Raw genomic sequence first — 24,963 nt, forward strand, 5'->3', positions numbered from 1 at the left:
GTATACAGGCAGCATATCCCATTGCGTGCGTGATTTTCGTGGCAAGCATGACTACATGCAGGCATGGCTATCTGATCGTCATGACACGGTCGGCCACACATACGGTTACAGTGATTCGCACTGGGATGTCCCCTTGCTTGAGCAAGTCGACAGCGCCTTTGCGGTTAACCCTGACCCGCACTTAAGCCTACACGCCCAAGAAAAAGATTGGACCATTATGGAATGGGCTCGCTACGACACCATTCGTGATTAGTAAAAGATCACAGGAAGCGTGACGGCAGGGCACCTCATGTGCCCTTTTTAATAACACCAACTTGAGAATGATTATCATAACCGTTATCTTTAACGTATGATCGGCTGGCGACCTCACGCCGTAGTCACACGCATAATGAACGAGATTAACGCTTATGAGAAAACACCTGCTAATTATTGCGGCACTCTTGCTCTCTCCACTGGCGCACGCCGACCAATTGAAACACGCGGACAAGTTAAAAGTGGTGACCAGCTTTACCATTCTCGCTGACATGGCTGCCAACGTAGCGGGCGAGCATGCCGAGGTGGTGTCTCTTACGAAACCCGGCGCGGAGATCCACAACTACCAACCCACCCCGGGGGATATTCTGCGTGCGCAAGGTGCGGATGTGGTGATGTGGAACGGATTAGGCTTAGAGCGCTGGTTCGAACGTTTTTTCCAGCACATTGATAAGGTGCCGAATGTGATCTTATCTGACGGGGTGGAGCCGATTGTGATTGCCTCGGGCCCGTATCGCGGCAAACCCAATCCGCACGCGTGGATGTCGCCCTCGGATGCAATGCGATACGTTGATAACATCGAGCAAGCCCTGATTAAGTACGATCCTGCCAATCAAACGCACTACCAAGCCAATGCCAAAGCCTACAAGGCACAAATTCAAGCCGTGTTCGCGCGTGCGCAAGACGCGCTATCCGCTGTCCCCGAATCCCAGCGTTGGCTAGTAAGCAGCGAAGGCGCTTTCTCTTATCTGGCGCGTGATTTAAACCTCAACGAAGCCTATTTATGGCCGATAAACGCTGAGCGTCAGGGCACACCGCAACAAGTTCGCGCGCTGATTGATACCGTACGAGAACACCAAGTGCGTGCTGTCTTCTCCGAAAGTACCGTGTCTGATGCGCCCGCCAAACAGGTCGCCGCGGAAACCGACGCGCACTATGGCGGCATTTTATATGTCGATTCGCTCAGCAGCGCTGACGGACCCGTGCCTGACTATCTATCCTTACTGACAGTTACCACAGAAACCGTGTTAGCGGGGTTGCGCCATGACGCACTATGATTTAACCGACGACACGCCCAGTGTGTTAGATGTCAACGAAGTACGTGTCGTCTATCGAAACGGCTTGTGTGCCCTTGAGCACGCCAGTTTCTCGCTGCCAGCGCAAACCATCACTGCCTTGGTGGGTGCCAATGGCAGCGGCAAATCCACCTTGTTTAAAGCGATCATGGGGTTTGTGAATCCCGGCAGTGGCAGCATTGCGGTCAACGGTACCCCCATTAAGCAAGCGCAAAAAGCAGGCTTGGTCGCTTATGTCCCTCAATCCGAAGAGATCGACTGGTCGTTCCCGGTGTTAGTGGAAGATGTGGTAATGATGGGCCGCTACGGCAAGATGTCATTTATGCGTCGCCCCAAAGCGGCGGATCATCAAGCGGTGGATGAGGCCTTGGCCCGGGTAGATATGAGTGCATTTCGCCAGCGCCAAATTGGCGAACTGTCTGGCGGACAGAAAAAACGTGTTTTTCTCGCCCGCGCCTTGGCTCAGCACAGCCCGCTGATTTTACTGGATGAGCCCTTTACTGGCGTAGATGTCACCAGTGAAGAGTCAATTATGCGTTTGCTGCTCGAGCTCAAAGACGAAGGCAAAACCATTTTAATTGCCACCCATAACCTTGGCACCGTGCCCGACTTTTGCGATCGCACCGTGTTGGTCAATCGCGCGGTGGTGGCAGGCGGGCGCACTGAGCATGTGTTTACCACCGAGAACCTCAGTGCCATCTTTGGCGGCAAACTGCGCCAGTATGTGATGCCCAGCGATCAGCTCCACCAAGACGCCGATCCGCGCGAGCTATCGGTGATTTCCGACGACGAGCGGCCCTTGGTGGTGTATAGCAAGCGCGAACAAAGCGCACAGGAGCGGCGCGAATGAGCTTACTCGATCCCCTCGCCTATCAATACATGCAAAAAGCATTGCTGGTCACCACCTTGATTGGCGGCGTGTGCGGCTTGCTCTCGGCCTTTTTGATGCTCAAAGGCTGGTCGCTGATGGGCGATGCCCTCTCCCATGCGATTGTACCGGGCGTTGCCGGCGCTTATATGCTRGGCCTGCCCTTTTCGCTCGGTGCCTTTGTTGCCGGCGGCATGGCCGCGAGTGTGATGCTGTTTTTGCACCAACGCAGCCACATCAAACAAGATGCGATCATCGGTTTGATTTTTTCGAGCTTTTTCGCCTTCGGGCTCTTTTTAGTCTCCATTTCGCCCGTCGCGGTCGATATTCAACAAATTATGCTGGGCAATTTGCTCGCCATTGCCCCACTCGATGCAGTGCAAATGCTAGTCATTGCCTTGGTGAGCCTCACCGTACTGGCGGTGAAATGGCGTGATTTTATGCTGACCTTTTTTGATGAAAGCCATGCCCGCTGCATTGGCTTGCCAGTCGTAGGGCTCAAAGTGCTGTTTTTTGCGCTGCTCAGCGCTTGCACCATGGCGGCACTTAAAAGTGTCGGTGCCTTTTTGGTGATTTGCTTGGTGATAGCCCCCGGTGCCACCGCCTATTTATTGAGTGATCGCTTTGGGCCCGTGTTGGTGCTGAGCGGTGTCATCGGCACACTCACCTCACTGTTTGGGGTGTATATCAGCTATTTCGCCAACCTTAACGCCGGCGCACTGATTGTGCTGGCCCAAGTGGGACTCTTCTTAGCCGCCTTTGTGTTTGGCCCCAAACACGGTTTACTCGCGCGGCGCGCCAAACGTCAGGAGGCACTGCAATGAATCCGTATCAACTGACTTTTATGCAAGATGCACTGCTGATGGCCGTCTTAGTGGCGCTGCCTTGTGCGCTGCTTTCATGCTATTTGGTGTTAAAAGGCTGGTCATTAATTGGCGACGCCGTGGCACACGCGGTGCTGCCGGGATTGGTACTAGCAAACTTATTTGGCCTGCCGCTGATTGTCGGCGCTTTTGCCGCCGGCTCCGCATGCGCCACCAGTGTGCATTGGCTCAAACAAAATAGCCGTGTGAAAGAAGACACCTTGCTGGGGATTGTGTTTTCTGGCTTTTTCGCACTGGGGCTGATTTTGCAAGGCCAGTTCCCGTCTGATTTGCACCTTGATCATATTCTATTTGGCAACCTGTTGGGGATTAACCACCAACAGCTGCTCACCGCCGCCATCACCGGCTTAGTCGTGCTTGCGCTTGTACTCCTTAAAGGGCGAGATTTAATGCTGCTTTCGTTCGACCCCGCACAAGCTAGCGTACTCGGGCTCCCCGTACAAAAGCTTCACTGGCTCTTACTCTCGGTGATGATTGCCACCATTGTTGCGGGGTTACATGCCGTGGGGATTATCTTAGTGGTGGCGATGTTGATTGCACCGGGCGTCACCGCCTTTATGCTCAGCAAGCAATTTAGCCGCATGCTATGGATTGCCTGTGCAATTGCTTTAGTCACCGCCGTGGGCGGCGTGACCTTATCGTTTTACCTCGACAGTGCACCCGGCCCAACCATTGTACTGCTACTCACCGGCTGTTTTGTAGTGACCTTCGCGTGGCAGCAATATCAAATCCACCGCAACCAACAGCGCCCACAGCCGACGCAGCAAGCAACAAAAGCAACGCGCTCTACCACCACGCATTCGGCGCAATCGCACTGATCGGCACCGACGGGCACAGCAGCGTTTCAACCTCAGCAGTGCGCGAGACAGAGCTCGCGCACATTGCTCGTCGCATAGGTTTTATCGCCCATGGCCGTCACCTTGCCTTCACGCACGCCAAATACCATAATTAGGTATATATTGGTATCAACGAGTTCTAACCATGGCAAAGAATACAAGTATTACCCTAGGTGAACACTTCGATGGCTTTATCGCTAGCCAAATCGAAACAGGGCGTTACAGCTCGACAAGTGAAGTCGTTCGCGCCGCACTGCGTTTACTCGAAAACCAAGAGACTAAACTGCATACACTACGTCAACTTCTCGTAGAGGGCGAACAGAGTGGCGATGCGGAGTATGACATCGATAGCTTTATCCACGAAATCGATGCCGAAGACACGCAATGAAGCCATTTATGCTGACTATCGCCGCCAAAACGGACATACTAAAGTCGTTCTAATCGCGCACTTCGCCCCACCAACCCGATTCGCCCCTTGTGTTCTAGCCAATTTCTTGTACCCACCTCACAAAACATGGCTTACCTAACACTTTGGACAATAGCGTACGAAAACCAAAACAGCCCTTGATAGACTAATCCCAAATCTACCCACTCAATGGCGTGTTAGGTGCCGACAACTAACTGGCAATAGCGTGGCAAAACACAGGCTGGTTAACCTGTTTATCGGCTAGATAAACGCAAAAGCGTGCGCGTTTATCCATGACAGATGCACACTATCCCAGAATGGATGATTAAAGGTATCGATGAGTCATGCGTTTACAGCTTAACGCGTGGGGATAGTGTGAATGTTGGAACAGAGATAGGCGGCGTGCGCAATATCACGGAAAAGCGTCATGTATGAAATCTATAAAATATATATTTCAGTTTTTTAGATAAAAAGAGTGCGCGTGTAGGGTTTGGGAAATCGCACATGCACACTAATACAATGTTATGTTCTTGGAGGAAATTGTGGGCTATCAGAGGGATAGGGTAACTTTCAGAGTTTTCCATAAACTGGCTTTAACTATTTACAAATGCCTAAAATTTAAGGTGTTAGGCAAAACAGAAAAGCTAGAGTGGCAGCAAATTTTAGTAGCCGATTGTTTACGTATTATAGGGTTTTGTAGTTTGGCTTATTGGCTAGCTTCCAAAGTTCAAATGTCGACATCTAGTGATAAGCACAAGTTTTGGTCTACTCATATTTTGGGTATTGCGTCACAATACGCAGGTGATATGGGTGGTGCTGAAAGAGCATACTTACAAAGCCAAGATTACGGTTGTGAGCTTTCTTTGAGTTTTAGTTTACAACATTTGGGTAAATTAAACGTGGAGCTTGGTAACTATGAACTCGCTGAAAAGCAGTTTATTGAAGCATTGGCTATTCGAACGAAACTGAAGCGTACAGACTTAATAGATTCGACCAACCGAGCAATACAAGGGTTACAAAAGCTACGAACATAACAAACGAGTATGTCGTCAATCCTAAATTTTAGCGAGGTTTTTATCCCACATCACGCCGTCTCTGAGCATCGAATTTAAGATCACCACCATCTTACGCACACAGGCAATAATGGCGACTTTTTTCGGCTTTCCGGCGGCGACCAATCGGGTATACGTAGCTTTAAAAACAGGGTTACATTGCATCGCAGACATCATCGCCATATACAACACGGTACGAACTTGAGCACGCCCACCTTGAATCACCCGTTTGCCTTTATATCGCCCACTTTCTTTTGTCACGGGTGCAACACCAATGAGTGATGCCGCTTGTTTGTTGGTTATATAGCCTAGCTCAGGGACGTTACTGATGATAGATGCTGCTGCAATGCTGCCAATGCCAGGCACGCTCTGTAAGAGCGCATTTTTAGTCTGATATTCAGGACAGGCTTCAATCAACGACACCAGTTTTTTCTCGTTCCCACGCTCCCGCGTGGGAATGCATATCTAGTTATCATTCAGACACTGAATGTTCCATAACCTGAGTAAAATCACGCCACCTAGAGTATTGAACCGGCTTGTTCGCTAAAGATATTGACGCTGTCCGCGAGTGTTAGAACAGAGATCAAGTGCAGTTCGGTGATCTTTTGGCGAATCCTGCCCATGATTCAAAATCCATATACATTCCCACGCAGGAGCGTGGGAACGAGTTAGAGTTCTTCAGGAACCATTTTCATTTCAGGATCAACAGCCGATGTAAAAATTCGATTAAAGAAACCGGCATCAACAAAAATTGCAACAGTACGACGGGACATCTTAGCCTCATAAAACGAAAAAGCCTCTGGGTCGTCACATCCCGTATGGTGGGAGGAGTCGCCAAAGGCCGTATGTTCTGTTCAACAATGTTGTTCTACAGCGAATCCTAGATCATTTAGTGCTTGGCTTGCAAGGAATGACAAATGATAAACAGAACAGCCCAACTAATGTGTGCAGTGTTAGGGATAAGATAATGTAATTCAAGTGTGCAGCTGGCAATTTAGTGTGAATTGCGTTGTATAACAATCAACTATGTCCTCAATCACTAAATTCTAGCGAGTTTTTTCATCCCACATCACGCCATCTCTGAGCATCGAATTTAAGATCACCACTAAATTGCGTACTAAGAGGCGTTGTAGATCAAAGTGCTGAGTCTATCGATGCACCTCTGTCGACTGACACAACTGCATCCAGGCCTCGGCGGTGCGTGAGACATAACGCTCGCCGTGCCAGACTAACCCAAGTTGCCATTCAATCGCTGGGCTTATCGGTTTTACTAGCAATAATTCACTGTCTTCCAAGCTGGCGCTGAGGCGCTGGCATAGGGGCGCAGGTAAAAACGCCACCCCTGCACCACTTTTCACCAAAGCGGCTAAAAAATCCCACTGACTGCTACGCGCGGCAATGGTGGGCTGATAACCATGCTCTTCACAGCGGGCAATAATCCGATCGCTTAGAGTAAATTCAGCGCTATATAGATAAAACGGCTCGTCTTTGACTGCCTGCCATGTCAGGCTTTTTTGCTCACGCCACGCGGCTTGGTTAGGCAGCACTGCATAAATGGGGTGAGTTTGTAAGGGTAAGCTTTGCAAGCACTCAGGCTGGGTGTCGGTGAGCATGTTGATTGCTACATCAATCTCGCCATTGATCAGCGCTTGTTCGGTGCGCCGCCCACCGTATTCGACAATACTGAGCGCCACGTTTGGGTACCGTTGACGGTATTCACGCAACACATTGGCATACAGCGGCCCTATCATCGGTGGCATCCCCAACCTAAGCTGGCCGCGCGCCAGTTGGTTGAGATCGTCGAGCTCGGTATTTAGCTGCTCGAACTCAGCAATAATACTCTGCGCGCGCTGATACACCACCTCACCAGCATCGGTTAACCAAAACCGCCTTCCCTCTCGGTGCAACAACGGCTGACCCACATCTTGCTCAAGGTTACGCACCATTTTACTGATTGTCGGTTGCGTCACATGCAACGACGCCGATGCGGCAGTAAAGCTCTGCTTTTCCACTAAGGCAATAAAATAGCGCAACGCACGAATATCCATAAACGGCCCTTAAAAGCTGTGTGTTAATCATGCCATTTTGGCATAGTTTAAATAAAAAAAAGTCACTTTATTCACTCTCTGCTAAGACGTAAACTATGAGCCATCTCACAGATTCTTGGCACGCCTTCGATGCAATTAATTAAAAACGCCTTACTTACCTTACTGCAAGTCTTTGTCTTAGCAGGCATTTGGTTTTTGTCTGATTGGTTGGTCACAACCTTTGCTATTCCACTACCGGCCAACCTCACCGGTATGTTGCTGTTGTTAGGTGCATTAATGTTGAAAATTGTCCGTGCCGATTGGTTACGTCGCGGGGCAGCGTGGCTGTTAGCGGAGATGTTGCTGTTTTTTGTGCCGGCGGTGGTGGCGGTGGTCAACTACCAAGATTTATTGCTGCAAGAAGGCGGTAAGATCATGGTTGTACTGATTTTAAGTACCGCGATGGTGATTGCGTCAACCGCTTGGGTGGTCGATAAGGTGTACCGTTTTGAGGTTAAAATGGCGCGCCGCCGCAGTAACCATCACCACRCGCACCACCCTGATCTAAAACCGGAGTGCTAAGCCATGATGTCTTTACCTGCTTGGCTTCACGCCTCGTTATTAAGCGTTACCTGCTTTTTAATGACCCTTGGCTTTTATTACATGAGCAAATGGCTGTATCGCCGTCACCCCTCGATTCTGGTGATGCCATTGTTGCTCGCGCCCTTGCTGATTGTGGCGGTGGTGGTTGGGTTTAATATCCCGTATCAAGACTACATGGCGCAATCGTACTGGCTGCTGTGGCTGCTGGGCCCGGCGACTGTAGCGTTTGCGATCCCCGTGTATGATAACCGCGCGCTCATCCGCCGCCATTGGTTATCGCTATCGATAGGCGTCACAGTGTCTGTGCTAGTCGCGATTACCAGTACCGTGGTGCTAGCGCGGGTGTTTGAGCTGTCTGAACTGCTGCAACGCAGTTTGGCGATGCGCTCAATCACCACCCCTTTTGCCGTCGAAGCCACCAAAGCGATTGGCGGGCAAAGCGATCTCACCGCCCTGTTTGTGGTCCTCACTGGGGTGATTGGCATGGCGATTGGTGAAAGTATTTTGACCGTGATTGCGATTCGCTCGCGCTTAGGTCGCGGCGCAAGTTTGGGGGCGTCGGCACACGGAGCGGGAACCGCTAAAGCCTATCAGATCGGCCATGCCGAAGGGGTGGTGTCGAGTGTGGTGATGATGATTGCGGGCATGGTCACTGTGTTGCTTGCCCCTGTGTTGGGTCAGCTGCTTTGGTAGGTGATCGCTAAGGGCTTTTCTGCGCTACGTTATCTGTAACAACAGAAAAGAGGGAGAGGATGAAAGTTTCTGCTTGGTGCGCAGGTCTTGATCCTCACCAACCCTAATAACGAGGCGATCATGAAACAGCACAAATCAATGTGGCGAGTTATCGCGTTCACAGCGTTCAGTTTGCTATCGATAGCAAGTTATGCGGCGGTAAAAGACACTGCCACCACGTCACAAGGCTACCAAAAGGCGACTCTTGCCGGCGGCTGCTTTTGGTGTACGGAAGCTGATCTTGAAAAACTCGACGGCGTGATTGATGTGGTATCTGGCTACTCAGGCGGTGAGCTTGAAAATCCCACCTATAAAGAGGTCTCGTCCGGCACCAGTGGCCACATTGAGGTGATTGATGTCACCTATGACCCTAACGTCGTGGATTACGAACAGGTGCTCGATCAGTTTTTCCGTCATATCGACCCCACCGATGACCAAGGCTCGTTCGTTGACCGTGGCCCGCAATATCGTCCCGCGATCTTTTATCGCTCTGAAACACAAAAACAAATTGCCGCGGATTTTATGGCGGAAATTGAAGCGTTAGGCGTGTTCAAAAAGCCGCTGAAAACCGAGCTGATTCCGTTCGAGAAATTCTGGCCAGCAGAAAGCTATCATCAGGATTACTACATAAACCACAGCATTCGCTATAGCTACTACCGCTATGCATCAGGGCGTGACCAGTATCTGGACGAGATTTTTGGTGACGATCGCAAAGACAATCCGGTCACCTTGCGAGAAATGATTGATGGGCAAAAAGCGGAAGAGATGGCAGCAACGAACACCCGCTACTCGCGCCCCTCGGATGAGAAAATTCGTGCGATGTTGTCAGACATTGAGTATGAAATCACTCAAGAAGACGGCACTGAACCCGCGTTCCGCAATCGATATTGGGACAACAAGCAAGCCGGGATTTATGTAGATATTGTTTCGGGCGAGCCGCTGTTCTCCTCCACTCATAAATACAAATCCGGTACTGGCTGGCCAAGCTTCACACAGCCCATCAATGAGCAGTATGTGGTTACCAAGCCGGATAACTCCCTGTTCTATACGCGCACCGAGGTCCGCAGCAAGGTCGCCGATTCGCACCTTGGCCATGTATTTGAGGATGGTCCCGCCCCCACCGGCTTGCGCTATTGCATGAACTCAGCCGCGATGCGCTTTGTGCCGGTCGATAAAATGGCCGAGGCGGGTTATGAGGATTATCTTTATCTGTTTGATAATCAGTAAAATTAACGCTAACACAAACAACGCCCCAGCGAGTTCTCACTGGGGCGTTATTTATATGTGAATGATTAAGCGATCAGTTATCCGGTTTTTGTTCAGGCGGCGTTTGACCGAATTTTTCAAAAATGGCACTGACTTCACCTGACGCTACCATTTGCTGAATGGTGCGCTCGAACTCAGGGAAATAATTCACCACCGGTGATTTTTTCGGGATGCTGATATACCGTCCGTTATAAAAACGGTCCACAAAATTGGCCTGAGTGAACGCGCTCACCGCAGTGAATTTATCAATATCGTGGCTTGAAGACGTCACCGCCACATCAATACGCCCGTTTTCCAGCACCTTAATGATTTGTTCCGTATCGTTGTAATAGCGACGCTTGAGATCCTCGGTATTGTTAAACAAATCGGAATAGAAGCTATCACGCAGTGCGCCAATCCGATACTGCTTGAGCTCTTCAAAACTATTGATTTGCTGGTTAATGTTTGGGCCGATGATATAAAACACTTCACGGATGCTGTAGCCATACGGAACGGCATTCAGAAAAGCCTCTCGCTCGTTGTTCATCGAATGACGCGGAATAATATCAACCTCCCCGACTTCGGCGACGTTAATCGTTCTTGCCCACGGTACCGTTGACCAATCGACGGTATGGCCCATTTTCTCAATCGCGACAGTAATGATTTCAGCCACTGGCCCATCGCATCCCGTTTCGGTAGGGATCAACTCAGGAGCACGATCACGACAATGTGCTCTAAAGGTATCTGCGGTTGCCGGTACCGCGACAAGTATCAGTGCTAAAAGTAAGTGTTTCATTGTCTACCCTCACTGTGAACAATACTCACTAAGCGTAGCGAGGCCTTTGCCTATTCGCTCGTTTTTTAACCATCAATCACGACAAACACAATGGTGACCCCTGTCAGTGTTTGCGGTAAAGTCCTTTTATCTCAGGCATATCACATCAATAGGGACATGGCATGCACACCATCTTAATTACTGGATTTGAACCGTTCGGCGGCGAGAGTGACAACCCGTCTTGGCAAGTAGCAAAAGCATTAGAAGGCTGGCAGCCTAATGAGGAGTGCATCGTCAAAGCCGTGCGCCTGCCCTGCACCTTTGATGAAAGCTTACCAACGTTACACAGCGCGCTAGAATCGCTCAGTCCGATGATGGTGATTGCTCTTGGCCAAGCCGGTGGTCGCGCTGAGATAAGCTTGGAGAAGGTAGCGATTAATTATCAGGACGCGCCCATTCCCGACAACGCCGGTAAGCAGCCGCATGGTACGCCGGTGGTGCCATCTGGGCCCAATGCCTATTTCTCTACCTTGCCGCTCAACCGTTTAGTGAACGCATTAAACGAAGCGCATCATCCAGCCAGTGTTTCTTACACCGCGGGCACCTTTGTGTGTAATCACGTGTTTTATGGCTTAATGCATGCGCTGGCTCATCACACCGAGGTACGCGCCGGCTTTATTCATATTCCCTACAGCCCAGCACAAGCGTGTAAGCACCGCGCCCCGAGCATGCCGGTAAGTGATGTGGTGGCAGCGATGAAGATAGCCATCGAGTTGAGTTTATTGGATGATGATATCACCACCGTGTGTGAAGGCATGTTGCACTAACGCAAGATAGATGGCGCTCAGACGATGACGCTCAAACAGTGGCGCTTAGTAGGTGGAGCACAGTTGCGATTACCGTGCTCCTAACCCAGTCGCTTAAAACAGCCACTCAGTGACGAGATCGTTGTCAGTCAGCACGCTATCGAGAAAGGCAAACAAGTGCGCATTCATCGGAGCTGTATCAAAGGCGCGAATGGAGGCAGGGTCTTGAATAAAGCGCTTGTTAGCGGCCTCGCCCTCTGGATAGGCGGCGTGCAGTAAGCCTTCAACCGCCAGCGGCGTCAATTCAAGATGGCATTGAAAGCCATACACCCTTGGTCCGTACTTCACGATCTGGCGCGGACAACCTTCGCTACTGGCCAGTACACGACTATTTGGTGTCAGCCCCGGCATATCATTGTGCCAATGACCCACAATTTCTTGCGGCGCGAAATGCGGAATGTGCTCGTCGATATGGCCATCTTCGCTTAACTGGATGGGGAAGTAGCCAATCTCGGGCTCAGGACTTTTTTGATACGGTGCGCCCAAGGCTTCACCAATCAGTTGCGCCCCAAGGCAAATGCCTAATACCGCACTGCCTTGTTCGATACACTGCTTAATCAGCGCTTGCTCGCGCTGGCTATCAAAGTGCGGGCATTCAGATTGTGGCGTATCTGGACTTTGCGGCCCGCCGAGTACCACCAGCAGGTCAATGCCTTCACCACTTTCTGGCAACGGCTCGCCCCGATACAAATGACTAGTTGTCACATGATAGGCACGCTCATCACACCAATCTAAAATGGCACCTGGGCCTTCAAACGCCTCGTGAATAACAAGATGGACGCGCATTCCTCACTCCTTGGGATTTGTTTTACGCATGATTGCGGCTAAGCATACTATATTGAGTCGCGGCCTCAAGCCTTGCCCACCACGAGTGGAGGTCTCGCTATAAACGCTTGAGTTAGCAACTGAAACAGCTGTTCGGTTGCCGGCAGTTCACCTAGGTGCGCGGCTAATGGAGTATGCACCTTAGCCTCAATGCGATCAGGGTGACCACAAAGCTGATTACACAGCGATACAGGGGCAACAATATGTTGGCAATCCGCATCAATCAGCAGACACGCTTGCGCCAGCATTACGGTTTGTTTGGCTGAGCCTGCTCCCGTGCCTAAATGCAGAATACGCTGGGCGGTTCCCACCACTTTTTTGCCGGAAATATTGAGGTTGTAGTCACCATCACAATACGAACCGGGCGTGTCGCCCACCGTCGTCACAATGCCTAACTGATGGAAAAAAGACTGTAAAATGGTGCAAAAATACTGGTAAGCCGTCTGAATATGATACGGCGTGTTAGCCGGCCACACCGTCAGATAAGACACGTTGATCACGCCGGGTAGTTGCGGCACCGGCGCCCCGCCTGTTCGGCGGCTCTGTACTTGCCAACCTAACGCTGATAGAGCGCGGCGCAACTCAGGCGTTTGTGGCCATTTTTGGCCCGCCGGCAGTACCAAGGTTTGCGCATCTGGCTGCCAAAGCAGTAATGCCTCGTTAAGTTCGCCCTGCTCTACTCGTTGGATCAGCGCCTGCTCTTTCTCAAATGCAGACGCCACCGACAACGAGGGATAACGCAAAATCGTTTTTTGAGTCGCCATCATGCCCTCGCTATCGTCACGTTCACTGATTGCGCAATTAACCGAATAAGCGCTGCCAAATGCTTGGGTTGCGTTTGTCGTGGTACTCTTCACGCAAGGCATCAATTTGGCGCAAACCTTGTTGGGCCTTATCGAGGTCGCCTTCGCTGAGCGCGGCATCAATTTCCTCTACCGTCACCGCCAATTTATCGAACCCTTCCATAAAGATATCCGCTTTTTCCGGTGGGTAGCTACCTGCTTTGGCTTTCGCGACCAAGGTTTCTAGTTTCGCAACCGGCGCTTGCATGGCTTCGATACTTTGTGCGCTCGCCGCCTCTTTAAAGGTCATTTTCATTTCTTTCATGATCGGCTCGAGCTCAGAGGCCGAGACGTTCAACGACAGCAGCACCGCCACCGCACCCGTGAGTATGACTTTCTTCATTTTTGCTCCATGTGATTGTTTTTTTAGTAATAATAATGCGTCTCTATCTTACTCACTTCTCAGGGTATTGCCTAGTATAGAAGCGTAAAACAATGTAAAGCACTTACACATCCCGCATCCGAATGGTATGATTAATTGTAAATGATAATTATTTTAAGTTAGATAATATGAAACAGCCGAACTATCACCTCACTCACGTTATTGATACCCAAACCGTCACACCTAATATGCAACGCTTGACCTTACAAAGCGACGCTTTCGCGGATTTCCCAACGGAGTGTGAAGGCGGCTATATCAAGCTGCTGTTTGATAAAGCGGGAAGCACAGATCTGAGCGGATTAGCAGAAGGCGAGCGCCCTGTGATGCGCACCTACACCATTCGCCGTTTTATGCCTGACCAGCAGCAAATTGAAGTAGATATGGTTCGCCATCAAATCGAGCAAGCCGATTGTGGCTTTGCCGCGCGTTGGGCACTGAATGCCCAAGTAGGTGATACCATTAATATTGCCGGCCCAGGGACGATTGCGCCGATTAATCGCGACGCGGATTGGTTCTTTATGGCGGCCGACATGACTGCATTACCCGCGCTATCAGCCAAGATCAAAACCTTGCCTCGCGATGCCAAAGGTTATGCAGTGATCCAGCTCGATACCGCAGAGGATGCTCAACCACTCGACGCCCCCGCTGGCATGGAGATTATTTGGCTGACCACCCCGACGTTGGCCGAAACGGTAAAAGCACAGCCTTGGTTAGCAGGGCAAGTGTCCGTGTGGTGTGCCTGTGAATTTGAAAGCATGCGCGCACTGCGCCAATACTTCCGTAACGATCGTGATGTTGAGCGTGAGTTTATCTACATCAGCAGCTATTGGAAAAATGGCGTGACCGAAGAAGGCCACAAAGTGATCAAGCGTGAAGATGCGGAGAACAATCAGTAAGCCTGAGCACCTCGTTTTTATCGATATTGAGCGTGCTTATCGCGTCTCTACCCGTATAAAAAAGCGCCGATAACGGCGCTTTTCTCGTTTCAGAGGGATACCCTTTGATTACTTACCCTGCTTGTCGAGTAAGTCTAAGAAGAAGGCATATTCCAGTGCGTCTTCTTTAATGCGCTTAAAGCGTCCCGATGCGCCGCCGTGGCCGGCTTCCATGTCGGTTTTAAACACCAACGTATGGTTGTCAGTTTTGAACTCACGTAGTTTCGCGACCCATTTCATTGGCTCAAAGTACTGCACTTGTGAGTCATGCAGGCCTGTGGTGACCAACAAGTTGGGGTAATCTTGCGCGGTGACGTTGTCGTATGGTGAATAGCTGAGCATGTATTCATAGTAGGTTTTGTCATTCGGGTTGCCCCACTCGTCATACTCGTTGGTGGTCAGTGGAATCGACTCATCCAACATGGTGGTGACGATATCGACAAACGGCACATGCGCGGCCACCCCTAGATACAACTCTGGTGCTTGGTTGATGATCGCTCCCATTAACAAGCCACCTGCTGAGCCGCCGACGGCAAACACCTTGTCTTTATCGCCATAGCCTTGCGCAGTCAGCGCTTTGGTCACATCAATAAAGTCGTTAAAGGTAYTCTTTTTGGTAAGCTTTTTACCATCGTCATACCAAGGGCGACCTAGCATTTCAGAGCCACGGATATGGGCAATAGCAAAGACAAAACCGCGATCTAGCAGGCTTAAACGCGTGGTGGAGAACATGGGATCCATGGTCGCGCCGTAGGAGCCATAGCCGTATTGATAGAGCGGGTTGGTGCCATCTTTTTTGAAGCGATCTTTACGGTACACCAAAGACACAGGCACTTGCGCGCCATCGCGTGCGGTGATCATCAACCGCTCGGAATGGTAGTTGTCCGGATTAAAATCACCCAGCACTTGGTTTTGTTTGAGCATTTCACGCTCGCCCGACGCCAAGTCAAACTCGTAATACGTGCCCGGCGTGGTCAAGCTGGTGTAATACACGCGCACCGCGGTGTTATCCATCTCTGCATTGCCGGTCAGGTAAGACGCATAGGCCGAGTCGTTAAACCTCAGCTGATATTCCTCCCCAGTGGTGAGGTTACGCACCGTGGTACGCGGCAAGCCATTTTCGCGCTGCTCGTAGACCAAGTGGTTATCAAATAGCGTAAAATCAACTAACTGCACCTTATCGTTTGGCGCGATCACATCTTGCCATTGGCTGCGATCGTCACGCTCGCTTTGGTGTACCTTCATCAAGCGGAAGTTCACCGCTTGATAGTTGGTATAGATGTAATACCACTCACCACGCTTTGCCACTTCATATTCGATGCCGGTTTCTCGCGGATAAAACACTTGGGCGGTGGCATTCGGATCATTGGCATCCACGAGCGATACGCCGCTGGTTTCAGTGCTGGAGTGCCAAATAAAGATCTGCTCACCGTCTTTGCTTTTACTCAAGCCGGTGTAGTAGCTGGTATCCGTTTCTTCGTAAATTAACGTATCAGCGGATTGTGGGGTGCCCAAACGGTGGCGATACACCTGATACCCCAGCAAGGTTTGCGGGTCTTTTTTGATATAGTAGAAGGCTTGGTTATCGTTCTGCCACACAATACTGCTCGAGGCGCCTTCAATCTTATCATCGAGGTACTCACCGGTAGTGAGGTCTTTGACTTGAATGGTATAAACGCGGCGGCTGAGGGTATCTTCCCCATAGGCTAATAGGTTTTCGTTTGGACTGACGCTGAGTTGGCCAATGCTGTAAAACTCATGCCCTTTCGCGAGCGCATTGACATCCAAAATTACCGTTTTGTCGGTGCCGGCAAAGTCTTTCGCACGCACGTAAGTGCGGTACTCATTATCACCTTCCACTTCACTGGAATAGAAATAACTGCCTTTTTTAACCGGGACCGAGGCATCGTCTTTGACGATACGGCCTTTGATTTCATCGAATAGCTTGGCCTGCATTGGCTCAGTGTGCGCGAGCACCTGATCGGCATAGGCGTTTTCTTGATTAAGATGGGCGATCACGTCAGGATCTTGGCGTGCATCATCACGCATCCAATAGTAGTTATCCACGCGCGTGTCGCCGTGAATGGTCATTTCATGAGGGATTTTTTTCGCGACAGGCGCACTCAGTTCGCCTGGGCTGGAAGCTTTCACGTGTGACTCTCCTTGAAAACTGCACCCTGAGAGCAAAGACACCGCCAGTGCTCCGGTGAGTAAAATGTGTCGGGACATACTTTTCCTTCAGGTTTATTTAGCCATAACAGTAATTTAACAAGCAAGCATCCTATTACWGACCTGAGGGTATTAAGCAAGTTCCAATAAACAATATTCTTTTTATCGTTCGCCAAACGATTGGCTGACGCATCGTTTCTTAATACCAGTCCATATTATAAGCCTAAAAAAGCTAATTTTTATCTTTGAGCTATAAAAGGCTAATTACAGCAAAGCGAGGCTTTGTGTGATCACAACGCCCACTGATGTCGTGATCACTACCGACAATAACGAACCAATTAAAACGTATTCGGTTAGGCTGCGATCGGCAGAACGCGTCAGCTCACCAAAGCGGAAAATCGACTTGGCTGCCAGCACAAAACCGACAGCGGTATAGCTGCCAAGCAAGGTAAAGGTCAGGATCAGAATACGCTCTAAATAGCCAATCAACGCTCCCGCAGCCACGAGGCCGTGATAATTGTGTTGATGATCAGAGGGTGAGTCCAACTTGACCGTAAAGCGCTGTAACACATGACCAATCAATACTGATGTCGGCTTTAAGATTAATAAATAGCCCGTGCCAATTGCGACGATCTCGCTAAACAGAGGCATCTCGGTCAGTCCAACCCAAGGTGGCTGCGCCACAAAACTCAGGGCAATGAGCCCTAGTACCAAAAGGTGTATGCCTTGGCTCACCGAGAAACGGGCCAGTGATGACTGCGCGACGAGTTGGCCATCAAGCACTGCCACCACACACTTGGTCACCATGCCAACCAGCAATACACCCAATAGCGGCGAAACGTGCTGGGTCCAAAACACCGCAGGTACCAGTAAACATAAACCGTAGAGGAGCGGTGCAACCGCCCAATCCAGTATTCGCGCGCGTGGTGTCGATTTCGCCCACCAATTCGCAGGCTGTAGATAGAAATCATAAATAAGATGGGTCAGTAACAAGGGAACCAGCAAAGAAAGGAAGGCCATCATACTTGCGCCTCCACAGCTTGCTGAAACTCGGCCAACAATGCCTCGATAAGCCCCCAGCCCGCCGCTTTAAGGGACTTACTCACGGTTGCATTCGCGACTCCAAGTGCGGCCGCTAACTCACCGTACGCGAGTGGTTGATCACGCTGTAATAAAGGCAGCATCATTTCGCATTGACGAGATGTCGCATCGCTGAGTTGCCGGTCAAGATAACGGATCAACAACGCAAATCTGTCTTCAAGATCGGCATTGGCGCAAAAAAAGGCCAGCCGCTGATTTTTCATTGCTTTTAAGCCGCGGCCAGATAGTACAAACGCTTGTCCCATTGACTCTGACACCGCCTCACGCAAATCCGCTTGCTCGGCAATCGCAAAGCTGATGCGACAATCAAACGGTTTTCCCAGTGCTTTGATCGCAACACGATACATCACGACATAGTGAAGCGCGTTCGCTACATCATGGATCACAGATTGAAACTCATCACCGCGTATAATGCTGTGCTGATTAGCGCAATGCGCTTGTGAAATATGGGCTTGTATGGTTTTGATTTGCGCCAGTACTCGCTCATACTCATCTCGATTTAAGGCGGTTGAATCCACCAGATCGCCACTGATCACCGCAATGGGTGCCTTGCTTTCTGTCGCCATTATTTATCCTTGTTAACCAACTCCGGCAAATTTAGCCTTTTTTGGCAAAAAATACAAATTTACCCATAAATAGCAAAAATATAAGCGAGGCCGCATCATGCGACCTCGCTGTTACTGACGTGACTATTATTAACGCGTTAGCTACTAAAGCTGGGTCATATCGATCACCTTATCCGGCCAGTGCTCAATAAATTGTGGCTCGTGAGAAACCACAATTACGGTGCCTGCATACGCTTTAAGGGCGTGCTGCAACGCCATTTTTGCATCGACATCAAGATGTGTGGTGGGCTCATCTAACACCAATACATTGGTTGCCATCACGGCTAAACAACAAAGCTTTACTTTGGTTTGCTCACCCCCGCTCAATGTATGCAATGGCCGCACCGCCTTTTTACCACTGAGACCACATTCAGCCAGCTTCTGGCGCGCGGTTTTATCTGTGAGCTGGCCTACCCCACACACGACCTGAACCGGAGAGCTTTCCGGAAAGCGCCAGTGTAAGCCTTGCTCAAAATATCCCCACTGTATACCGTTTGCTGCGTCAATGTGGCCCCGTAGTGCAGGGATTTCTCCCAATAAGGTTTTTAACAATGTCGATTTGCCCAAGCCATTGAAGCCAATAATCGCGACTTTTTCGCCCCGTTGAATCTGAAGTGACAACGGCGGCAAAAGCGGCGTTCGATAGCCAATCTGCAACCCCTTGGCGGCCAATACATGTTGCGACCGTAACGGTTTGTATTGGAACGCAAAGCTTACCGGCTCACGCATCTGTTTTTTTTCAATCGGCACCATTTTCGCAAGCTGTTTCTTACGCCCCTTGGCAATACGCGCATTCACACCTGCACCGTTCTTGCGAATATAGGTGGCCAACTTATCCATTTTTTTCTGCTGTGTGAGGTATTGCTTGTGCTGTGTTTCACTTTGCTGCGCCTTTTGTGCCATCGCTTGCTGATACGATCCTTTGTATTTGCGTATCTTGCTCTGGTCGATATCAACAATCGCTGTCGTGATCGACTCAAGGAAAGCCTCATCATGCGATACCACCATAAAGGTACCCGTATAGTGATTAAGAAACTCCGCCAACCAAGCAACGTGCTCAGCATCGAGGAAGTTCGTCGGCTCGTCGAGTAACATCACTTCGGCTTGTTCAAGCAGTAACTTTGCCAACATCACTTTATGCCGTTGACCGCCACTTAACTGGCCCATTGCGGTTTGCATGCCCAACGGCGCGATACCCAGCCCAGCCGAGACCTGTTCAATACAATGGGAGATACGGTAAAAATCTTGTGCCTCTAATTGGCTTTGCAGTCGTGCCGCTTTGGCAAGCACCGCGTCTGACGTGTCCGCCGACATCGATGCGTAGATAGCATTTAACGCTCGCTCAACCTCAACAAGATCGCGATATGCCAACGCCATAAAGTCATAGATAGACAGTGTTGGGTCGATCGTTAAATGCTGGTCTAAATAACCGACTTGGATATTCGGTTGCCAAACAATCTCGCCACTATCCGGCAGCAGCTCCCCTTGTAGCATTTTCAACAGGGTACTTTTCCCCACACCGTTCGCACCCGTCACGCCAACATGTTCACCATGATGTAGCACCACGCTCGCACCTTGGTACAACACTTTTTCCTCAATTTGAAAACAGATGTTTTCAATCACTAATAAACTCATGTTTCTTATCCATAAAAAAAGGCCGGTAACAAGTACCGGCCTTTCGTCATCATTAAAATGGATGCATTCTGCTGTGATCAGAATGCAAAAAGGCCGGTGATGAAGCATCACCGGCCTAACTCTCTATCGCGGCTTTACATCAGATACTGAGAACCCTACGCGGATGGCGTATGACAATACCTGATGAAGATTTGATGTTAAGCTCCGAGCAACACTTCATCGTGTATTTGCGCGAAGCCAAGCCTTCTTACGAAGTTCTTAAATAGAATATAAGCCATAATAGAGAGTCGAAATATCAACATGAGCGTCGGAGAATAATGAACCTCATCGGTGAAGTCAATTTTGTGCATAAAATCTAGATATGCATACATCAAGCGATATTAGGTATATGCTCGGCGTCATGAGGGACGCTTTCCAGTGCCGAGACGTACACTTTAAAGGTATTTTTTCCATCATGCTTCGCCTGATAAAGCGCATCATCGGCTTGGGCTAACAAACCGTCTATATCCATCACCTCGGAAGTCGTCGTCACTCCTATGCTGGCAGACAAGCTTATTTCAAATTCAGCGCGACTGTTTTGAACGGCGCGGAGCAATTCGGCCGATATTTGCTGCGCACGAGCACCGTCGCAGTAAGGCAACACGACCGCAAACTCTTCTCCTCCTAAGCGTCCGACAATACCATGGTCATCAATCACTTGTTCGAACACATCAGCACACTGAATCAATACTTTATCACCAACAGAATGGCCAAATGAGTCATTAATGGTTTTAAAGTCATCCAAGTCGATCATCAATACACTGAGAGGGAAAGCGGCAGTCTCAACGCGCCGTTTCGCTTTAGCCAAAAACGCACGTCGATTTAACAGCCCCGTTAAACTGTCTCGGGTCGCCTCACGATGAAGCTTCTCGTGGACGCGCTCCAATTTATACAAAAAGATAATCAAGGTGTTGATCACGCTGTAAGCGATGCCCGATAAAATCAGTCCCGCTTGCAGTAGTGACGTACCCAGCAGCTGCGTAAACAGATCAGGATAAAAATGTGCGAACGTCGCTCTGCCTATGTAAGCCACACTGAATCCGCCCATCACCATTATAAGCCAACGCTTTAAACGCTGACCGCCGGTGTTTGTACTCCTCACAATGGTTCGCGTCATCAACGCAAGCTGCATACTGACAATTAAACTGGCGTAAACTACGCGGCTCCCGATATCATCGAGGTGTGATGCCATCAATACCACCGAGAGCACGACGGGCATCGCCAACTGCCAACGCGGTATATCGCGGGCAAAGACTTGCCCCAGCGCCCAATGGCTGCCAGAAAAGGCTACCATCACACACGCATTGTAAAAGACGATCCCCAGATAAGGGTGAAGGTGTGGTCGGGCRAATAAGAAAAGATTGCTAAACCCATGGATAAACAGAGACACCGCCCATCCATTAATCCCGGGCTCTTTACGGTTTTGCACCAACAAAAACGCGGCAAGCAACCATTGGATCGCTGTGAGCGTGATCAGTAATGTAGGTGCATCAAGTTCAAACATAAGGTGGACATTATTCAAGGCATGATTTTAATGTACCACTTTCTCAGTGGCGGCTTGGGGCAATCGATGTGCGCAATATCAATTTCTATGCGTTAACTTTTATGACAGTTTCAGTCACCAAGTGCTTATCGCAAGGGTTAACGCACAGGGGTTAGTTGCGATATAACACTTTAATGATATGCCAACCAAATTTGGTTTTTATTGGCCCAAGAGGACGCAATAATTCACCATTGAATACCGCTTTGTCGAAAGAGGGAGCCATATCGCCACGACGAAATTCGCCCAGATCACCACCGCGTTTTCCCGATGGGCATTGCGAGTATTTTTTCGCCAACGCTTGAAAGTTCGCACCTTGTTTGAGCTGAGCGAGGATTGTTGTCGCTTGCGTTTTATCTTTCACCAGTATGTGCAACGCCGCTGCTTTCTTGGCCATGATGCCACCCTACTTGCCACAAAAGCCCGCGATTATAACGAATCCAGTCATTAAAGGGGACTGAATTTTACCTCTCTGCGCCGTCCGTATGCTTACCGTGCATTCGCCACCTTCGTTGCCACTCCACTAACTGCTGGACACGTTTCTTACCACCCAATGGGTTGATAAATCGCGTCATGAGTCGCCAGTAAAAATGCAGACTGTCTCCTTTGCGTCGCGGGATCAGGTGAATATGAACATGGGGGATATGTTGCCCAGCATCGCGACCATTATTCACTACTAAGGTGTAATCACTCACATTATCCATCACGTCAAACATCCGCTTGCCGATTTGATGCGCAAATTGAAATAACTCGGTATGTTCTTGCGCAGAGAGCTGCTCAAGGTGCGAGGCGTGACTGCGGCTCACAATCAGGACATGACCTTCGGTGATGGGATAAATGTCGAGTACAGCTTTTAGTCCATTTTTCTCAGCAACCCGATAGTGTTCTACGTTATCACTATTAATCGCACAAATAATACATGCGTCATGGCTTGGCAAAGCACTCCTCCATCGCTTTTAACTGTTCAGATATCGCGCGGCGATCTAACTTCCCACTGCTGTTCATCGGCAGCTGCTGCAAAAAAACCACCGTATCAGGGACCATGTAGATGGGCAGCGCCTGTCGGCAACGCTCTAATATATCTTCTTGAGTGACACCGCGATGAGTATGGCACAGGGTGAGACCGGTACAGGTTTTTTCTCCGTACGGGTAGGGAATCACCACAAACTGATCTGAGTGCATAGATTGACGAAGCAAAGACTCAATCTCTTGCAGCTCGACGCGATATCCACGCAGTTTGACTTGATGGTCTGCGCGACCATGAAAATGAATGATTCCGCTATCGTCGTAGCTTGCCAAATCACCCGTTCTGTAGAGCCTCTGCTCTCTGCCACTTTCATCAGGTAAGCCTGTCATGAATGCAGTGCACGTGTTCTCTACATCTTGCCAATATCCATCAACCACTTGTGGACCAATCAAAGATTGTACTGTTCGGTCAGGCTGACACTTAACACATCCGGCGATTGCCACCATGTGTCGTCCTCAATTTTGTCAGGCCAATTGAAAAAGTGGAATGCATCGTTGTGTTTGTTCACAGACAACTTAGCTAAGTTGTCTGTTTTAGTTAATAACTGAGACATGATTTTTCCGTATGTTACGCGACTGATTTAAGCGTTAGCCGAAACTCGCTTGGCATAGACAGGTTTAGAGTGATCATATAAATCTTTGATTTTGCTCTCTAAAATCACTTTATAGGGCAGATTTAAACTGAGTAAGTGATGGTAACGTTGCTCAATTTGATCTCTTTTCAGTTTCAACGTTGGGGTAAGCAGGCCGTTTTCGATGCTCCAAGGCTCTTCCACCACGATTAAGTGATCCAGCTTTTCATGCGCTTCAAGCTCTTGGTTGACCGCTATTAACGTTTCCTTAAGATCTTTTCTTACCTGAGAGGTATGCCCATGAGTGCCTTCTCCCAACACAATAAGTGCGATCGGTTGTTTTCGACCAACGCCAATCACACACACCTGTTCGATGTCCGGATTTCGTCCTAAGCTGCTTTCAATAGGTACCGGTGATACATACTTGCCTTTACCAGTCTTAAACTGCTCTTTAACCCGGCCAATGATTTTCCAAGAACCGTCAGCCTGTAGCTCTCCTTTATCTCCGGTTTTAAACCAACCATCTTCAAAGGCAGCTTGAGTCGCTACTTCGTCATTGTAGTAAGTGGTAAATACTGCATCGCCTTTAATCAATACTTCCCCTTCCGCCGATAACTTCATTTCGACACAAGGTTGCGGCGTACCAATAGTACCTAGGTGATTGAGATCAAACGGCACGTTGCTGCAAGAAAGGCCTGAGCTTTCGGTCATACCCCACCCTTCACCAATACTGATACCGATTTTGTGGAACCAAAGCAGGACTTCAGGAGAGATGGGGGCACTGCCGGATCCAAATAATACGCACTCTTGCAGACCTAAATTCTCGCGTATTTTTCTTGCCACAAGCTGACCCACAAAGGGAATTTTAAGTAGAAGTTGCAAACGATTGTTCGGCATTTTTGCCAAAATTTTTGACTGAAATTTTGTCCATAGTCTAGGTACGGAAAGAAAAGCAGTTGGACGAGCGTACTTGACGTCGTCAATGAAGGTATCGATAGATTCAGTAAAAAAGACTTCAGCAGGATTGTAGATCGAAGGTAGCTCAACCACGCAGCGCTCTGTGATGTGCGCTAAAGGTAAGTAGGACATCACACGTGTGTCATCTGGCTGAAAAAAAATTTCACTACCAGAAATGGCAGAAGATGCAACATTCAAATAACTGAGCAGAACACCTTTCGGCCGTCCGGTACTGCCAGAGGTATAGATGATAGAAAAGGTATCGCTGAGCGCAGGTTTATTGACTTCTACAAGCGGATCTAATTTTGACAACCACGCGTACCAGTCAAGCTGACAATCGACTTTGGAATTTGGCATAGCAATAGTGATCAAAGAGTCGGGTAAGGCTTGACAAAGATCTTCACTATCATCGAGTTTGCCGATGAATATAGCTTTAACACTACTGTGCTCAATCACATACTTGATATTGTCCGCACTGGCGGTTGGATAGATAGGTACGCTGATAAGCCCGGCCATCATGATTGCCAAATCGCAGATGTACCACTCTGCTGAGTTTTTAGCGATGATCGATACTTTATCACCCGCCACTAACCCGGCTTCAAGTAAACCTTTAGCTACCCTCCTGGCAGACGTATCAGCTTCTAACCAAGTATAAGTATACCATTGCCGATCAACAGGTTGATGTAACCAGACTCTATCAGGGTGTTGCCTAA

At 49.4% G+C, this 24,963-nt stretch carries 25 protein-coding genes and 2 pseudogenes; 12 read left to right on the forward strand and 15 right to left on the reverse strand.

Translation table 11 applies throughout. The features are described from left to right. The 7 genes and pseudogenes from BZG83_RS10735 to BZG83_RS10765 form a co-directional block, all read left to right on the forward strand. Window positions 1–253, forward strand: a pseudogene (locus tag BZG83_RS10735) (HAD family hydrolase); the annotation flags it as partial. A gap of 154 nt (window positions 254–407) precedes the next feature. Then, a complete protein-coding gene (locus BZG83_RS10740) occupies window positions 408–1,310 on the forward strand; it encodes a metal ABC transporter substrate-binding protein (RefSeq protein ID WP_077480458.1) in 903 nt (300 codons plus the stop codon). Beyond that, window positions 1,297–2,178 carry an ATP-binding cassette domain-containing protein gene (locus BZG83_RS10745; RefSeq protein WP_077480459.1) on the forward strand — a complete coding sequence of 294 codons (882 nt, stop codon included), beginning with the start codon at window positions 1,297–1,299 and terminating at the stop codon, window positions 2,176–2,178. The genes BZG83_RS10740 and BZG83_RS10745 overlap by 14 nt, the downstream gene beginning before the upstream one ends. After that, window positions 2,175–3,020: a metal ABC transporter permease gene (locus BZG83_RS10750; protein WP_077480460.1), complete on the forward strand. Its 846-nt coding sequence runs from the start codon at window positions 2,175–2,177 to the stop codon at window positions 3,018–3,020. The genes BZG83_RS10745 and BZG83_RS10750 overlap by 4 nt, the downstream gene beginning before the upstream one ends. After that, window positions 3,017–3,898, forward strand: a complete 882-nt coding sequence (locus BZG83_RS10755; protein ID WP_077480461.1) for a metal ABC transporter permease — start codon at window positions 3,017–3,019, stop codon at window positions 3,896–3,898. The genes BZG83_RS10750 and BZG83_RS10755 overlap by 4 nt, the downstream gene beginning before the upstream one ends. 163 nt (window positions 3,899–4,061) lie before the next feature. After that, window positions 4,062–4,304, forward strand: coding sequence for a type II toxin-antitoxin system ParD family antitoxin (locus BZG83_RS10760; RefSeq protein ID WP_046075937.1), 243 nt, complete (start codon window positions 4,062–4,064; stop codon window positions 4,302–4,304). Window positions 4,305–4,846: 542 nt separating this feature from the next. Further along, the gene (locus tag BZG83_RS10765) at window positions 4,847–5,356 is read left to right on the forward strand and encodes a hypothetical protein (protein ID WP_077480462.1); all 510 of its coding nucleotides are present in this window, start codon (window positions 4,847–4,849) and stop codon (window positions 5,354–5,356) included. Window positions 5,357–5,377: 21 nt separating this feature from the next. Here BZG83_RS10765 and BZG83_RS16895 read toward each other — a convergent pair. Further along, window positions 5,378–5,809: pseudogene (locus BZG83_RS16895) on the reverse strand (transposase); the annotation flags it as partial. Window positions 5,810–6,522: 713 nt separating this feature from the next. After that, entirely contained in the window at window positions 6,523–7,422 is a 900-nt protein-coding gene (locus tag BZG83_RS10770) for a LysR family transcriptional regulator (RefSeq protein ID WP_077480463.1), read from the reverse strand. Between the two features lie 129 nt (window positions 7,423–7,551). Here BZG83_RS10770 and BZG83_RS10775 point away from each other — a divergent pair, with 129 nt between their 5' ends. The 3 genes from BZG83_RS10775 (at window position 7,552) to msrB (ending at window position 9,963) form a co-directional block, all read left to right on the forward strand. After that, entirely contained in the window at window positions 7,552–7,983 is a 432-nt protein-coding gene (locus BZG83_RS10775; RefSeq protein ID WP_077480464.1) for a CidA/LrgA family protein, read from the forward strand. Between the two features lie 6 nt (window positions 7,984–7,989). Next, on the forward strand, window positions 7,990–8,697 hold the full coding sequence (locus BZG83_RS10780) for an LrgB family protein (protein ID WP_077480480.1): 708 nt from the start codon (window positions 7,990–7,992) through the stop codon (window positions 8,695–8,697). A 120-nt stretch (window positions 8,698–8,817) separates the two neighbouring features. Continuing rightward, complete coding sequence (msrB, locus tag BZG83_RS10785; protein WP_077480465.1) at window positions 8,818–9,963, forward strand: peptide-methionine (R)-S-oxide reductase MsrB; 1,146 nt, start codon at window positions 8,818–8,820, stop codon at window positions 9,961–9,963. A 73-nt stretch (window positions 9,964–10,036) separates the two neighbouring features. Here the strand turns inward: msrB and BZG83_RS10790 are convergent, their stop codons facing one another. Then, window positions 10,037–10,777, reverse strand: coding sequence for a substrate-binding periplasmic protein (locus BZG83_RS10790; protein ID WP_077480466.1), 741 nt, complete (start codon window positions 10,775–10,777; stop codon window positions 10,037–10,039). A gap of 161 nt (window positions 10,778–10,938) precedes the next feature. On the opposite strand from BZG83_RS10790, the gene pcp reads away from it, so the two are divergent. After that, on the forward strand, window positions 10,939–11,583 hold the full coding sequence (gene pcp / locus BZG83_RS10795; protein ID WP_077480467.1) for a pyroglutamyl-peptidase I: 645 nt from the start codon (window positions 10,939–10,941) through the stop codon (window positions 11,581–11,583). Window positions 11,584–11,676: 93 nt separating this feature from the next. Here the strand turns inward: pcp and BZG83_RS10800 are convergent, their stop codons facing one another. From BZG83_RS10800 to BZG83_RS10810, 3 genes are all read right to left on the reverse strand, one after another. After that, the gene (locus BZG83_RS10800; protein WP_046075948.1) at window positions 11,677–12,408 is read right to left on the reverse strand and encodes a glutamine amidotransferase-related protein; all 732 of its coding nucleotides are present in this window, start codon (window positions 12,406–12,408) and stop codon (window positions 11,677–11,679) included. Between the two features lie 65 nt (window positions 12,409–12,473). Beyond that, window positions 12,474–13,211 (reverse strand): lipoate--protein ligase family protein, encoded by a 738-nt coding sequence (locus BZG83_RS10805; protein ID WP_443216372.1) that lies wholly within the window; start codon window positions 13,209–13,211, stop codon window positions 12,474–12,476. 37 nt (window positions 13,212–13,248) lie between these two features. Then, window positions 13,249–13,632 carry a cytochrome b562 gene (locus tag BZG83_RS10810; RefSeq protein ID WP_077480469.1) on the reverse strand — a complete coding sequence of 128 codons (384 nt, stop codon included), beginning with the start codon at window positions 13,630–13,632 and terminating at the stop codon, window positions 13,249–13,251. A gap of 167 nt (window positions 13,633–13,799) precedes the next feature. Here BZG83_RS10810 and BZG83_RS10815 point away from each other — a divergent pair, with 167 nt between their 5' ends. After that, window positions 13,800–14,567, forward strand: coding sequence for a siderophore-interacting protein (locus BZG83_RS10815; RefSeq protein WP_077480470.1), 768 nt, complete (start codon window positions 13,800–13,802; stop codon window positions 14,565–14,567). Between the two features lie 108 nt (window positions 14,568–14,675). Here BZG83_RS10815 and BZG83_RS10820 read toward each other — a convergent pair whose 3' ends face one another. The 9 genes from BZG83_RS10820 to BZG83_RS10860 form a co-directional block, all read right to left on the reverse strand. Next, a complete protein-coding gene (locus tag BZG83_RS10820) occupies window positions 14,676–16,835 on the reverse strand; it encodes a S9 family peptidase (protein ID WP_077480471.1) in 2,160 nt (719 codons plus the stop codon). A 204-nt stretch (window positions 16,836–17,039) separates the two neighbouring features. Beyond that, window positions 17,040–17,798 carry a DUF3307 domain-containing protein gene (locus BZG83_RS10825; protein WP_077480472.1) on the reverse strand — a complete coding sequence of 253 codons (759 nt, stop codon included), beginning with the start codon at window positions 17,796–17,798 and terminating at the stop codon, window positions 17,040–17,042. After that, on the reverse strand, window positions 17,795–18,442 hold the full coding sequence (locus BZG83_RS10830) for a hypothetical protein (RefSeq protein WP_077480473.1): 648 nt from the start codon (window positions 18,440–18,442) through the stop codon (window positions 17,795–17,797). The genes BZG83_RS10825 and BZG83_RS10830 overlap by 4 nt, the downstream gene beginning before the upstream one ends. A gap of 144 nt (window positions 18,443–18,586) precedes the next feature. Further along, window positions 18,587–20,116, reverse strand: a complete 1,530-nt coding sequence (locus BZG83_RS10835) for an ABC-F family ATP-binding cassette domain-containing protein (protein WP_077480474.1) — start codon at window positions 20,114–20,116, stop codon at window positions 18,587–18,589. A 370-nt stretch (window positions 20,117–20,486) separates the two neighbouring features. Next, the gene (locus BZG83_RS10840) at window positions 20,487–21,659 is read right to left on the reverse strand and encodes a GGDEF domain-containing protein (protein ID WP_077480475.1); all 1,173 of its coding nucleotides are present in this window, start codon (window positions 21,657–21,659) and stop codon (window positions 20,487–20,489) included. A gap of 151 nt (window positions 21,660–21,810) precedes the next feature. Then, window positions 21,811–22,092 carry a peptidylprolyl isomerase PpiC gene (gene ppiC / locus BZG83_RS10845; RefSeq protein ID WP_069588393.1) on the reverse strand — a complete coding sequence of 94 codons (282 nt, stop codon included), beginning with the start codon at window positions 22,090–22,092 and terminating at the stop codon, window positions 21,811–21,813. 67 nt (window positions 22,093–22,159) lie between these two features. Continuing rightward, on the reverse strand, window positions 22,160–22,633 hold the full coding sequence (locus BZG83_RS10850) for an HIT family protein (protein ID WP_077480476.1): 474 nt from the start codon (window positions 22,631–22,633) through the stop codon (window positions 22,160–22,162). Continuing rightward, window positions 22,620–23,168: an AMP-binding enzyme gene (locus BZG83_RS10855; RefSeq protein ID WP_077480478.1), complete on the reverse strand. Its 549-nt coding sequence runs from the start codon at window positions 23,166–23,168 to the stop codon at window positions 22,620–22,622. Before BZG83_RS10855 ends, BZG83_RS10850 begins: the two co-directional genes overlap by 14 nt. Before the next feature lie 134 nt (window positions 23,169–23,302). Next, a partial coding sequence (locus tag BZG83_RS10860; RefSeq protein WP_077480482.1) for an AMP-binding protein occupies window positions 23,303–24,963 on the reverse strand: 1,661 nt, incomplete at its 5' end.

It is taken from the genome of Salinivibrio sp. PR919 (assembly GCF_001995355.1).
In the GTDB taxonomy this organism is placed as follows: Bacteria; Pseudomonadota; Gammaproteobacteria; order Enterobacterales; family Vibrionaceae; genus Salinivibrio; species Salinivibrio proteolyticus.

Excerpts from the sequence above, each read along its gene's own strand:
- BZG83_RS10740 (WP_077480458.1), top strand. The coding sequence starts at position 408 with ATGAGAAAACACCTGCTAATTATTGCGGCACTCTTGCTCTCTCCACTG.
- BZG83_RS10745 (WP_077480459.1), top strand. The coding sequence starts at position 1,297 with ATGACGCACTATGATTTAACCGACGACACGCCCAGTGTGTTAGATGTC.
- BZG83_RS10755 (WP_077480461.1), top strand. The coding sequence starts at position 3,017 with ATGAATCCGTATCAACTGACTTTTATGCAAGATGCACTGCTGATGGCC.
- BZG83_RS10760 (WP_046075937.1), top strand. The coding sequence starts at position 4,062 with ATGGCAAAGAATACAAGTATTACCCTAGGTGAACACTTCGATGGCTTT.
- BZG83_RS10765 (WP_077480462.1), top strand. The coding sequence starts at position 4,847 with ATGTTCTTGGAGGAAATTGTGGGCTATCAGAGGGATAGGGTAACTTTC.
- BZG83_RS10770 (WP_077480463.1), bottom strand. The coding sequence starts at position 7,422 with ATGGATATTCGTGCGTTGCGCTATTTTATTGCCTTAGTGGAAAAGCAG.
- BZG83_RS10780 (WP_077480480.1), top strand. The coding sequence starts at position 7,990 with ATGTCTTTACCTGCTTGGCTTCACGCCTCGTTATTAAGCGTTACCTGC.
- msrB (WP_077480465.1), top strand. The coding sequence starts at position 8,818 with ATGAAACAGCACAAATCAATGTGGCGAGTTATCGCGTTCACAGCGTTC.
- BZG83_RS10790 (WP_077480466.1), bottom strand. The coding sequence starts at position 10,777 with ATGAAACACTTACTTTTAGCACTGATACTTGTCGCGGTACCGGCAACC.
- pcp (WP_077480467.1), top strand. The coding sequence starts at position 10,939 with ATGCACACCATCTTAATTACTGGATTTGAACCGTTCGGCGGCGAGAGT.
- BZG83_RS10800 (WP_046075948.1), bottom strand. The coding sequence starts at position 12,408 with ATGCGCGTCCATCTTGTTATTCACGAGGCGTTTGAAGGCCCAGGTGCC.
- BZG83_RS10805 (WP_443216372.1), bottom strand. The coding sequence starts at position 13,211 with ATGGCGACTCAAAAAACGATTTTGCGTTATCCCTCGTTGTCGGTGGCG.
- BZG83_RS10810 (WP_077480469.1), bottom strand. The coding sequence starts at position 13,632 with ATGAAGAAAGTCATACTCACGGGTGCGGTGGCGGTGCTGCTGTCGTTG.
- BZG83_RS10815 (WP_077480470.1), top strand. The coding sequence starts at position 13,800 with ATGAAACAGCCGAACTATCACCTCACTCACGTTATTGATACCCAAACC.
- BZG83_RS10825 (WP_077480472.1), bottom strand. The coding sequence starts at position 17,798 with ATGATGGCCTTCCTTTCTTTGCTGGTTCCCTTGTTACTGACCCATCTT.
- BZG83_RS10830 (WP_077480473.1), bottom strand. The coding sequence starts at position 18,442 with ATGGCGACAGAAAGCAAGGCACCCATTGCGGTGATCAGTGGCGATCTG.
- BZG83_RS10835 (WP_077480474.1), bottom strand. The coding sequence starts at position 20,116 with ATGAGTTTATTAGTGATTGAAAACATCTGTTTTCAAATTGAGGAAAAA.
- ppiC (WP_069588393.1), bottom strand. The coding sequence starts at position 22,092 with ATGGCCAAGAAAGCAGCGGCGTTGCACATACTGGTGAAAGATAAAACG.
- BZG83_RS10855 (WP_077480478.1), bottom strand. The coding sequence starts at position 23,168 with ATGGTGGCAATCGCCGGATGTGTTAAGTGTCAGCCTGACCGAACAGTA.